Raw genomic sequence first — 12,325 nt, 5'->3', positions numbered from 1 at the left:
AATCGATTTTTTAATACCCAACTGTATTTTTTATTTATCTGTAAAAAAATAGACACAATTTAAACGAGACTATATTTGCTCGATTTAATATTTTCAATCTCGAAACACCATAGTTCTTCTATAATTTGCCTTTATCAATTAAAAAAATAATAAAAAATTACCAATATCACTATATAAACCTAGTTATTCAAACTACCTTACCTAATTCTTTTGTGCTAAGATACTTTTTGTTTTGATAATCTAAATGAAAGAGTGAAGTTTTTGTCACATAATACAAAAGAATTAAGTTTATTTAAGTTAACTTGGCCATTATTTTTAGAGTTATTTCTGTTTATGCTCATGGGTTTGGCTGATACGTTCATGTTAAGTGCTGTATCTGATGATGCAGTTGCCGGGGTAGGAACAGCGAATCAATATATTCAAATTGCCATCCTATTATTAGGTGTGATTGGTACGGGAGCTTCAATAGTTGTTTCTCAATATTTAGGCTCTCGCTTACTGGCTGAAGCATCGAAAATTGCTGCTTTATCTGTATCACTTAATTTAATAGTTGGCCTTATAATAAGTGGATTGTTTATATTATTTTCAGATGCAATTATGAAAATGATGAATTTACAAGGTGCAGTATTGGAATCTGCACAGAACTATTTAGTAATTGTTGGGGGCTTTATATTTGTTCAAGCATTAATTACTTCCATGTCGTCCATCATTCGTGTTCAAGGCTGGACGAAACAAACGATGTATGTATCTCTTGGAATGAATGTAGTGCACGTAATTTTAAACTATATTTTGATTTTCGGTAAATTCGGTATACCAGAGCTTGGTGTAGAAGGTGCCGCTATTTCTTCGGTTATCAGTCGTGTATTAGCAGCAATCGTATTTTTCTGGCTTTTATATCAGGCATTAGAAGTCCGCATTGAACTGGCTGACTACTATCGTCTGTCCAAGAACTATATTTCGAAAATATTAAAAATCGGTATTCCATCTGCCCTTGAGCAGGTTCTTTATCAAACAAACCAAATAGTCCTTCTCTTTTTCGTGACTTTTTTAGGTGCGGAGGCATTGTCGGCGCGTCAATATGCCGTCAATATTTCCATGTTCACTTATCTTTTCGCATTAGCAATTGGTATGGGAACGGCCATTATCGTTGGACGTTCTGTAGGAGCAGGCGAAAAAGATCTTGCCTATAAAAATGTTTGGTTTAGTGTAAAATCTGCGCTAATTTTCACTTTGGCAATGGTAGCGATTATCACAATATTTAGAGAACCCCTCATGCGGATCTTTACAGATAACGAAGAAATTGTCCGTATAGGAGCGAGTGTCTTACTATTAAGTGTCTTATTGGAAACAGGACGCACAATAAATATTACTATTATTAACTCTTTACGTGCTTCAGGTGATGCTTCTTATCCAGTTCGAGTAGGATTTATTTCCATGATCGTGATCGGTTTATCGCTTGGCTATTTCTTTGTATTCGTACTGGATTTAGGACTTGTCGGTGTATGGCTTGCGATTGCCTGTGATGAATGGATTCGTGCCGTCTTAATGATTTTCCGTTGGCGCAGTCGAAAATGGGAACGCTATGCCATAGTGGAACAACAATACGATGTGCCTCAGCCCATTACAAAGCCGGAAGCAGTTCAAACTTCTTAAGAGGATAACACCTCACCACATTTTTAATAAAACAGAAAAAGAGAAATTGCACTGTTGAAGTGCAATTTCTCTTTTTACGTGAACTGGAACTACTCATGCTCCAGCTTTAGTCTATTTTGATGTTTCTTCTGTTGTTTCTTCAGCTGTTTCATTTTCTTGATCTTCTGTCTCTACTTGTCCTTCTTGCTCTTCTAGTAGTTCTGCCGCTTCTTTTTCAGCTGCTTCTTCCGCTGCAAGACGTTTCGCTTCTTCTGCTGCTTTTTTGGCAGCTTCTTCGATCGGTTTATTGACAACTCCTAGGCACCATACAAATTCTTCCCAAGCCATGTTCCAGCCTTTGAATACTTCTTCCGAGTCATCCCATTTTACAGAATAAGCTATACCGTCTTCTGTTTTAATAATGGACAACGTTAAATCCGCTCCAACACGGTCGCTTACTAGTTTGATTTTTCCTTCTTCATCAAATCGTTCGTCGATATTATCCTTCTCTGTAAATGCACGGCTTTGAGCAATTTCAAGTAATGTATTGCTATGAACTCGATATTTGTTTTTTTGCATGTATTTTCCCAACTTCCATCTTTTAATTCTTTACTTTAACTATATTACAACGTTTCTAAAAAATTATCGCGATTTTTTTCAGAATAAGCGCTTTTTATTATATTATCACAAAATCCTATGCTTAAACACTACTGATTGCATAAAACAGAACGTATATTCCTATATTAATCTAAAAACCCCGTGAAGTGTTTAAACTTCACGGGATAAAGGATTATTTAATAATACATGCCGCTATTTCTTTTTTCAGCTATTTCATAGGCTAGCTGGATAATGGATTTCGATAATTCGGCATATGTGACTTCTTTTTTCGGCAAGAACATCGATTGATCTGACTTTTGTAGGCCAAGTGCATTGGAAAGTGCAACATATCCAATTTTATCTGGATCTACATCAGCAGCATCTTTTATCGGTAATTGATAAATATCGCGATGCTTAGCTGCCTGTTCAAGTCCTAGTGTACGGATAAACCATACAGCTAGTTGCTCGTTTGTTACCTTTTGATCAATATTTAGTTCATCTTCATTAGGATTTAAAATACCTATACGAGTCGCATTTTCCACTACTTTATAGTATGGATGTTCTGCATCAATTTGTTCAAATGATACAGGAGGCTGCTCCTGGCGATACATATAATAGTCTTCATAGAAATAAGTTATCGATTTAGTAATCATATTTAATGCTTGTCCTTGTGTAATTGCAACATCAGCATTAAATGTTTTCGCATCCTTCACCTCAATAGCACCTGCTTGAATTAAATAATTTAATTCTCTTTCGGCTGTCGGATGACTAACTTTCTCTTTTTCCAATTGTTCATACTGATTAATAATTTGTCCGCTGTTTGCATCGAGCTGATAGTAATCTTGCCCTTTTACTGTCGGGAAATAGACAAGCTCATATTTCCCATCTTCATTTTGCAGGCGGTTATACACTAACTTAACGTCCAATGCTTCTGTAAATATCTTTTTCGCTTCATCATTCGAAATTTTTGCTTCAGCACTTGGCCATTCTTCAATATTTAATGGGTAACGGTAGAAGGATTTCAATTTTCCTTCGTCATCAATAGCTACTGATACGTTATCTCCATTTACAATCAAGCCATTTTTAATGCGTGGGAAACTCACATGATGCACTTGTGATTCTTTATCATATGAAGGATCGGTATTTGCCTTCGCATACTCATGTACAGTAGTTGGAGCAAGTTCCTTCACATATTTTTCTGCTAATTCCATTACTTTCTCTTTACTCAATTTCGGTGTCGTATTTTTTGGTGCCTCTTCTTCATCAAACGAAATCGGACCAAAGAAATCAGAATATGAAACTAGTTCACCTGTATTTTTATTAAACTCTATCGATGAACCATGTGAACCGTTTCTATATCGATATGAGTATGAAACACTGATAACTGCCTGATCATTTGATTCATATTCATATGCATGATCGATCGTAAATTTAGTAGTGTTTTCCTGTTGATCAACTAATTGTTTTGCAATTGCTTTCGCCTCTTCAATTGTAATCGGTGAAGGAGTCTTTAATTGGTTTGGTGCAAGTGGCTGCAATGTAGCATTACTCTGTAGTGAATCAACCTTACCTGAATACGTTGCCCACTGATTCGAAGTTGCATGTAGCCCAATCACATTCGGTGCCGGTAAATAAACCAATTTCACAGAAGGCTTTGATGAATACGGAAAATAGTCAATTGTATACTGAAGGCTTAAATTTAATTGCTCCTTCATTTTGTTAATAGCCGCTTCTTTAGAAATAATATTTTTTGATTCTTCAAATGACATTCTTTTTGGCATTGAATTTTGGTAGAAAGATTGAATTTTGCCATCACCTAAAACACTTACCATCATAGATTGGTCTGGAATTGGTATATTATTTTCGTTTGGAGTAAAAGAAAATGAGTACGTAATTGGTTCTGTAATTAATCTACTGCCGTAATAATAGCTAGGCACATTATTCGATAAACTGTAATTGCCCGAAGTAGAAACCTTTTTAACGAAATCTTCAGCTATTTTACTTGCCTGATCTTCCGTTATTTTCCCAGGAAATAACGCATCTTTTAAATTTGCAGGATTGAAATAAAACTGTTCTATTTCAAGGTTGTCCCCTTTGAAAGTTACACTTCCACCCTCTGTTTGTTTATTTACTTTTTTATTGAACATTAGCTCATAGCGGATTGTTAAATCGTCTGCATAATGGTGACTCATCGATGACATTTGAAAATCATTGTTAGAGTATGTACTAAACATCTCCGGCAATTTCGTTTTCAAAATTTGAATAAGCTGCTCTTTCGTTACCTGTTCATCAGTCACGGCCACATATATTGGCACACGTTCCTCTTGTATTCCGACAGAAGCTTCTGTAATGCCCGGACTTGCAAGTAATCCTAATGATACAATTGACATACTTAAAGCGGTTGTCCATTTTTTCATTTAAAATTCCTCCTTTGTTTTTCTCTATATTATACGCTTAAAATATGGGAATAGTTTCAATATATTGAATAAATTATAAATTCCATCTTTTATCCTATCGTATAATCTATGCCATTGTATTCCTTAATAAGTCATGTTAGAATTTTTCAGAGGTGAATTACGTGAGTATTGTTACAGCTGGATTGTTAATATCTTTTTCTGGCATTATTGTTGTATGTTTAGGTCTATTTGATGTAATTCCCAATTCTACACAAACTTTGAATTATGTATTTATAGGAATCGGCTGGGTATTTATTTTATTAGGGATTGTAGTGAGGATTGTTGGAATGAAGCTAGAGAAAAAAATAAAGTGAAAAATTCCGAGTACCAATAATTATGTACTCGGGATTTTTTTATTCGTCATTCACCAATTGGTATTCGGCCATACGAGCGGTTGCACGCCAGTAATGATATATCAGACGGTCTATCCATAGTAAAGCATCAACCTTTGACACTGCTAAATCCAATTGAGTTTCATTTGCTACCGAGCGTTCAAAATATAGAATGCGTTTTTCACGACGTTCTTGCGCTACTTTTTGAGATGTCTCCTCTAAAATGATTGAAATATCCATCAACTTTTCGTCTTCGCTTAGCCTCTTGTTGATAATGGACAGCATTTCCTGCCAATCTAGCATCAATTTTTCTTGTAAATAAAATGCTTCTACATTTTGCTTTTCACGCAAAACTTTTATTAAACGGTGTAAATGATCGAGTGTATGTAAAATTGAGATTAGCTTTAGATGTTCACGTTTTGAGGTGACAAGAATGCTGTCAAGAAACTTCCGGGTAATTTCGAGAGCTTCTTCAACTTTTAGTATTTTTTTTTCATATTCCATCGTCACTTTTTTGGAATCCATTAATAATTGCTGTGCAGTTGTAAGTTCTACCATGATATCACGCATCGTTTTAAACGATACTTCTATTGCTACAGATGGCATTTCTTTTAAACTATCATCCAAATCCTGCGTCAATACGTTTTCACGCTCAGGTACCAGCTTTATTAATAAATTGGCAAAGGGCTGAATTAGCGGAATAAAGATTAATGCGCCCAATAAACTGAATAGCGTATGGAAAATTGCAATACCTAATGTTTGGTCAAATTCTCCTGAAATAAGAACAGTCAGCCATTTCGTAAATTGAACAAAATAAGTGAATATAATTGTTACAACGAATGCAGTAATAACGTTAAACAATAAATGTGTAATGGCTGTACGCTTGGCAGAAACAGAAGCTCCTATAGCTGCGAATAAAGCCGTTGCTGTTGTTCCAATGTTTTGCCCAATAACTAAATATGCAGCCTGTTCAAAGTCTATCGCACCTGCAAAAAGGGCTGTCAAGGTAGCCGCCATAGCAGCGCTTGATGCTTGCATAATAACGGTCATAACAATACCAATTATGATGAGCAGAAAAATGGAAATGAATGAATCTGCCGGAATCGAGTCAAAGGCAATTAAATCCTGGGCAGAGCCCATCCCTTGCTGAAGTGTATCAATCCCTAAAAACAGTAAACCAAAACCAGCAACAACATTCCCGAACCGCTTCACATCCTGAGGTGCGATTAATGACATAAATACACCGATACCGATAATTGGTAAGGCCATAGTTTGCAAACTAATTTTAAAACCGATAAGCGAAATTAGCCAACCGGTACTCGTACTTCCTATATTAGCCCCTATTATGACACCAATTGATTGAATGAACGTTAGCAAACCTGCACTTACAAATCCAATCGTCAATAATGTTGTAGCTGTCGAGGATTGAATGAGCATAGTCATGACTGCACCGGACACTACTGCACTAATACGGCCCTTTGTAAATGTATTAAGCCATCTTTTTAAAGCATCCCCAGCAATTTCCTTCAGTCCGTTGGTTAGCATTGTCATTCCGAGTAAAAATAAACCGACACCGCCAAAAATCGTAAGCATTCTATCACCACCAAATTGAAGTCCTCATTAAAAAGTAATCGTAACACTTAATACCCGAAAGATTAAGAATTATTTTGCAATTTGGTTCAAACCGTAAGTTGGGACTGACAAAATTGAAAAAATAAGATTTCCTAAAGAAGTACGTTCTGCTGCGCTACGGGGAAAACGTTGAAGCAAGTATTTTGGCGACTCACCCTTCGCTCCAAATCACTCTGCTTTGGCATAAAGCGAATTTCTGCAAAAATAAAGATAATAAAACATAGCATTTCCGCTCTCTGCCGCCTCGCGATAGCGCAAGCGGCTTGATTGGGTGTTTTACTTCACTTTATAACGTGGGAAAAATTTTGGGATTGGTGGGCCTCGCAAACGGCAATAAAGGCAGTGATAAAAGACACGTATCACGTGGCTATAGCGCTGTCTTGCCGTAGCCCACCAATCAAGTGAAATTTTATTGGAAAACCTTACCTATGTTATCGTAATTATCCCACAATTTAGATGTCTACATTTATATGAAAGTGAAGGTTTCATGAATATTAATATAGTTCCTGCTCAAGTAAATAATATTTTTCCCCGTAAATCGTTACCTCATATGTTATTGCGCCATTTTCGCTAATTTGGATGTTTGTTATTTCGCCAACTTTATTTATTATATGCGGCTCATAGTACTTTCGATAATGGTGTGTTTCACTATCAATGTGTTCTTCTATCAGTTTTACCTTTACATGATCCATTAGTTGAAACTTCAGTTCATACTGTTCCTGCTCAACTTCAAATAAATTTAATTGCACCAAAAAAAATCACCTGCCACAATGTACTAAAAAATACATTCGACAGATGATTTCCATTTCCTTTATTATTTTTAAATGTTTATATCTAGTGGTTTTGGCAGGACCGTTTCATTCTTTTTTTGTTCCGGTTTTAAATAAATTACAAGTTCCTGCTGGTAAGTCCCATCTTCCAACAAATAATGGTCGAGTGTATGGCTGTCATATTGATATGTGCCAAATGGAAATGATACACTGTCTCCTTTTACTGCCGCAAGTAGACCTGCGATATCATTGCTTACCATTTGCAGCACTTCTTCAGCCGTCTCTGTTAATACAAATACTACATTCATCTTTCTACTCTCCTATACACCAATAAACAATGTCGCCTGAGCTATCGCGATATAAAAAGCGACATTTTGGATAGGTGCCTCATCTGAAAGCTCAAACGTCATGTTGAATTGATCTTTTTCTTCATTATAAACCGCGACCCATCTAGCCACGACTGTTTCATTGACGATAAAGTTTGACCAATCTTCCATTTCCTTATCGATTTTCATTTTGAAGTCTTTACTTGAAATGAATAATTCCGGTACACCAATTCGCCAGTTTTCATAATTAATTATATACTTTTCATCTGAAAGTAAGTCTTTTCCTTCAAACCATACTTTCCCGCGACGGAAAATTTTCTTCACTTCAAATATTGTCTGACCGCTATTATTGTGTATAGCATACTTTAAAAAATAACGATGATCAAAATAACCATCCAACAGTTTTTTTAAGCCATTATCATAAATCCGTTGAACAAAGTATATTTGTTCGCCTGACTCATTGTAAATGGGCTTTTGTACAGTAGATTTAATATCGCCATCTACTTCATACGTAATAATTTGCATATCTTTCCCCTTAGTAAATAATCGTAATTTTATTTAGAATACGGCGTATAAAATGCTTTTCTTCGTTAAATTCCTGACGTATTGAGAGTGCTTCATCAGGTTGATCGGTAATGATTCCGTCTACATTTTGCTCATAGAACTGCTGCATATCACTCTTATCATTTATCGTCCAAACAAACAGTTCCTTATCTTGCTCTTGTACTTGTTTCTGAATATTACCTGTTCCAAAGGACTGTTCTACAGAAATAAAATCAGACTCTTTTACAGGTAACTTACCGTATGCAATAGAGTATATATAGCCCGTATGAATACGGGGCTCCATCTCTTCCAAAAGATCCATTACTGGTATATCCGGAGACTGTACATAATGTAAATCGAGCGCATCATACTTATCAAGCAATGCTACAAATCTTTCCAAAAAGTCATCTGTCTCAAATCCATGTGTCTTCATCTCAATAAGTAATTTTATATTTAATGTACGACTTATTTCAAGTACTTCCTCGAAAGAAGCAATTGTATCAGAATAACCATCTGCGAGTATAGTCGTCTCCGTTAATTCATCCAATGTAAGGTCATATGTTTTTGTAACTTCATTTGATAAACGTGAAAGGGTTTTGTCATGAAATACAACAAACTCCCCATCCTTTGTTTGTTGAATATCGATTTCCACCATATCTGCCCCGGCTTTTTTAGCAGCTTCAATTGCAGTAACTGTATTTTCAACACCTTCATCCATAAACCCTCGATGTGCAATTACAGTTGTGTCCGGTGTATAAATCGTTTTTTCCAAATTAACTATATTAATGGCGCTTAATAGGAAAAATGTATAAACCGCGATTATAAAAATCCACTGTTTAATTGTTTGTTTAAACGATTCTTCCTGAATAATCAGTGGCTTTTGATGTGTATGCTGGAAAGCTACCATGACGAGAAGCTGTGAAAATACAATTTGTAAAATAGAAAAGAAAATCAGGATCGCACCCTGTGCAAGTGTCAACGTAAACCCTGCTGCTACTAACCCCCAGCTTGGCTTAACCATTTCAATAATAAACAAAGGAATGAAGATAACGATTAAAGTGAGAATTAAAAGGGTTATATGTATGATTACCATTAGCCCTAACATACCGATCGTTTCAATCAGTTTTCGTTTTGAAAATTGCCAGCTCTTTTTTAATGCTCCATAAATCGAAAGTTCCTGGTGAACCGTAAAGAATGGCCAAGTAAAAATAAACCGCAGTCCGATAAAACCTAAAACTAGCAACAAAACAATATATAATAGCGTTCCTTTTGTAGAATTTAGTAATTCATCTACTATAAAATTTGGAATATGTAAATTTTGTAATAGTGAAATCGGTAAAATCGCCGATATAAGAGGTATTAATAAAGCGGTATAAACAACTATTAATAAAGTTTGTAGGCTAATAAAATATATTACTTTTTTGCTGAGTCTTTTTAAAAGCCCTTTCCACGTATAAGGAATGGATCGTTGCTGATGATAGGCAAGTAGCATTAAAAAACCAATTTCATAATATATGAAAATTATACCGATAAATAAAATAAATGCTATGCCAAATATAGCAAATGGGTGCGTTAATAAATATGGAATACTATCTTCAGTTACCGCCTGCACCCCGGTAATATCCATAATAATAGCGATCATGAGTGAAATGAACGGTAATACGATAAACGCCTGAACTATACGTAAAATCGCAAAGTTCCGTATATAGTCCACCCTATAATAATATAAATTGCGAAATATTAATTGTATAACTCTTTTTACTCTTTCCAAAAGACTTCCCCCGACTGTAAAATTGTTTGTTCTATCGTTATATCAAGATAACAAATTTCCTTCTTAATTTTTTCATTCCCTTTTCTTAATTCTAATTAAACATTATTCTTTCAATGCCTTTGCTTGAAGTAATGTTTTCGTGAACACTTCTAGAGGTTCAACCCCTTGTATCCCGTATCTGTTTTCAAATACGAAAAAGGGTATACTTGTTATTTGAAGTTGCTGTGCTTCATAACGATCCATTGCCAATTGTTCCGAATATTGCTCATACTCCATCACATTATGCGCTTCATTACGATCTAACCCTATTTCTTCACAGATTGCCAAAAGCTCTTCTTCATCATTTAAATTAAGACCTTCTGTAAAATAACGATCCATCACTATTTCAACAAATTCATTATCCTTACTGTACGTTTTCGCTAACTTACTTAAGCGATGAGCATTTTTTGTATTCGCAAGTTTTACTTTTTGGAAGTTAAAAGTAACGCCTACCTCATTTCCATGCATTGTAATCGACTCCATTATTTCATCTACCTTTTGCCGATTATTATTTTTCTTTTCAATTAATGTTTCAACATAAGGGAATGCTGTCGTTTTTAATGCTTGAGGATTTAATTCATAGGCTTTATATTCAATGACCACTTCTTCTGTTAAGTTTAGCTGTTCGATTGCCTGGAACAATTTCTTTTTGGCAATATAACAAAATGGACAGGAAAAATCCGAAAAAACTTCAATTTGCATAAAAATTCCTCCAATCAATTACACTTAATACAACAATACCCCAAAATCAATAAAAAAAGCCGAACCCGTTAAGGATTCGACTATTTAATATACTTTCAAGCTGTTGGAATGGCTGCAAAAAATTCTTCATAAAGTCCTTTTAATATCTGATCTTCAAATTCTGAACGAACGCCAAATACTAAGCTCACTTCCGATGAACCTTGATTAATCATTTCGATATTTGCCCCTGTACCTGAGATGGCTGCTGCTGCACGTGCGGCCAAGCCTGTGTTATGGCGCATACCTTCTCCGACAATGACAATCATCGAAAAGTTATGACTAAAGTGTACATCGTCTGCACACAATTCATTTTTCACACGTTGAATAATGCGTTTTTCAATTTCCGGAGAAAGTTGACTTGATCGCATAATAACAGAAATATCATCTAGCCCTGATGGTGTATGCTCATAGGAGATATTCTCTTCTTCTATTATTTGAAGAAGCTTGCGACCAAATCCGACTTCTCGATTCATTAAATATTTTGATACGTATAATATTGAAAAGCCACTGTCTGCTGAAATACCTGTAACAGGACGATTCGATTGTGTTCTTGTTGGTAAAATGCGTGTTCCTGGTGCAGTTGGATTATTTGTATTTTTAATATTGACTGGGATACCTTGTTTATACACTGGCATTAATGCTTCATCATGAAATACCGAGAAGCCGGCATATGATAGTTCACGCATTTCGCGATATGAAATTTCCTTAATGTCCACTGGATCATTGACAACCTTTGGGTTAGCAGCAAATACACAATCTACATCAGTAAAGTTTTCGTAAAGATCCGCCCCAACAGCTGACGCTAAAATAGAGCCTGTAATATCAGACCCACCACGATCAAAAGTACGTAAAATACCTTCTTTTGTATAGCCAAAGAAACCTGGGAAAACCACAATTTCTTCCGTATCTTTTAAAACACTTAAGTTTTCATATGCTTCCGGCAATGCGTATGTGCGTTCCGGAATATCATTTAAAATTAACTTATCTTTTGGACTAACATATTGAGCAGGCATTCCAATTGCATTAAAATAGCTGGCAATTAGTTTAGCGTTGTTATCTTCGCCACTAGCCTTTATATTATCAAGAAATATATCTTTATTTGTGTATTCTTCCGCGACACGGCCACGTATATCTTGTTCAATAATATCGGAAATTAGATTGTCTAAACCAAGTTCATCTGCAATATCACGATAACGATTAACTACAGCTCTAATTTTCTCTTCCACATTACCTTTCATCATTACGGTGTTGGCTAAGTCTATTAATAAATCTGTCACCTTAATATCATCGCTTGAACGCTTACCAGGCGCAGAAACCGCGACAATCTTTCTTTCAGGATTAGATTTCACAATGTTTGCTACTTTTTTGATTTGTTCTGCACTTGCGACAGATGTGCCGCCAAATTTACATACTATCATCTCATCAGATCCTTACTTTAAAAATTGATGTTTGTACTCACCGAAAAAACATTTGACTTTACACAGTG

At 35.4% G+C, this 12,325-nt stretch carries 11 protein-coding genes; 2 read left to right on the top strand and 9 right to left on the bottom strand.

The features are described from left to right. Nucleotides 1-261: 261 nt before the first annotated feature. Nucleotides 262-1,653 (top strand): MATE family efflux transporter, encoded by a 1,392-nt coding sequence (locus NYE67_RS07410; protein ID WP_340727587.1) that lies wholly within the window; start codon nucleotides 262-264, stop codon nucleotides 1,651-1,653. A gap of 111 nt (nucleotides 1,654-1,764) precedes the next feature. On the opposite strand, the gene NYE67_RS07405 is transcribed toward NYE67_RS07410, so the two are convergent. After that, nucleotides 1,765-2,211: a homoserine dehydrogenase gene (locus NYE67_RS07405; protein ID WP_340727586.1), complete on the bottom strand. Its 447-nt coding sequence runs from the start codon at nucleotides 2,209-2,211 to the stop codon at nucleotides 1,765-1,767. A 215-nt stretch (nucleotides 2,212-2,426) separates the two neighbouring features. After that, a complete protein-coding gene (locus tag NYE67_RS07400) occupies nucleotides 2,427-4,646 on the bottom strand; it encodes a YcdB/YcdC domain-containing protein (RefSeq protein WP_340727585.1) in 2,220 nt (739 codons plus the stop codon). A gap of 161 nt (nucleotides 4,647-4,807) precedes the next feature. Between NYE67_RS07400 and NYE67_RS07395 the strand changes: the two genes are divergently transcribed. Next, on the top strand, nucleotides 4,808-4,999 hold the full coding sequence (locus NYE67_RS07395) for a hypothetical protein (protein ID WP_191699330.1): 192 nt from the start codon (nucleotides 4,808-4,810) through the stop codon (nucleotides 4,997-4,999). A 39-nt stretch (nucleotides 5,000-5,038) separates the two neighbouring features. Here NYE67_RS07395 and NYE67_RS07390 read toward each other — a convergent pair whose 3' ends face one another. The 7 genes from NYE67_RS07390 to NYE67_RS07360 all read right to left on the bottom strand — a co-directional run bounded on the left by NYE67_RS07390 (nucleotide 5,039) and on the right by NYE67_RS07360 (nucleotide 12,257). Beyond that, complete coding sequence (locus NYE67_RS07390) at nucleotides 5,039-6,610, bottom strand: Na/Pi cotransporter family protein (RefSeq protein ID WP_340727584.1); 1,572 nt, start codon at nucleotides 6,608-6,610, stop codon at nucleotides 5,039-5,041. Between the two features lie 533 nt (nucleotides 6,611-7,143). After that, complete coding sequence (locus NYE67_RS07385) at nucleotides 7,144-7,398, bottom strand: hypothetical protein (protein ID WP_340727583.1); 255 nt, start codon at nucleotides 7,396-7,398, stop codon at nucleotides 7,144-7,146. Nucleotides 7,399-7,469: 71 nt separating this feature from the next. Continuing rightward, nucleotides 7,470-7,727, bottom strand: coding sequence for a thymidylate synthase (locus NYE67_RS07380; protein ID WP_340727582.1), 258 nt, complete (start codon nucleotides 7,725-7,727; stop codon nucleotides 7,470-7,472). A gap of 12 nt (nucleotides 7,728-7,739) precedes the next feature. Beyond that, nucleotides 7,740-8,270, bottom strand: coding sequence for a tubby C-terminal domain-like protein (locus tag NYE67_RS07375; RefSeq protein ID WP_340727581.1), 531 nt, complete (start codon nucleotides 8,268-8,270; stop codon nucleotides 7,740-7,742). 10 nt (nucleotides 8,271-8,280) lie between these two features. Next, nucleotides 8,281-10,059, bottom strand: a complete 1,779-nt coding sequence (locus NYE67_RS07370) for a glycerophosphodiester phosphodiesterase (RefSeq protein WP_340727580.1) — start codon at nucleotides 10,057-10,059, stop codon at nucleotides 8,281-8,283. Between the two features lie 102 nt (nucleotides 10,060-10,161). Next, the gene (locus tag NYE67_RS07365; protein ID WP_340727579.1) at nucleotides 10,162-10,800 is read right to left on the bottom strand and encodes a DsbA family oxidoreductase; all 639 of its coding nucleotides are present in this window, start codon (nucleotides 10,798-10,800) and stop codon (nucleotides 10,162-10,164) included. Between the two features lie 95 nt (nucleotides 10,801-10,895). Continuing rightward, complete coding sequence (locus tag NYE67_RS07360; protein ID WP_191699337.1) at nucleotides 10,896-12,257, bottom strand: aspartate kinase; 1,362 nt, start codon at nucleotides 12,255-12,257, stop codon at nucleotides 10,896-10,898. Nucleotides 12,258-12,325: the final 68 nt, after the last annotated feature.

The organism is Solibacillus sp. FSL W8-0474, from assembly GCF_038004065.1.
Lineage (GTDB): Bacteria > Bacillota > Bacilli > Bacillales_A > Planococcaceae > Solibacillus > Solibacillus faecavium.
This window is presented reverse-complemented; position numbering and strand designations above follow the sequence as displayed.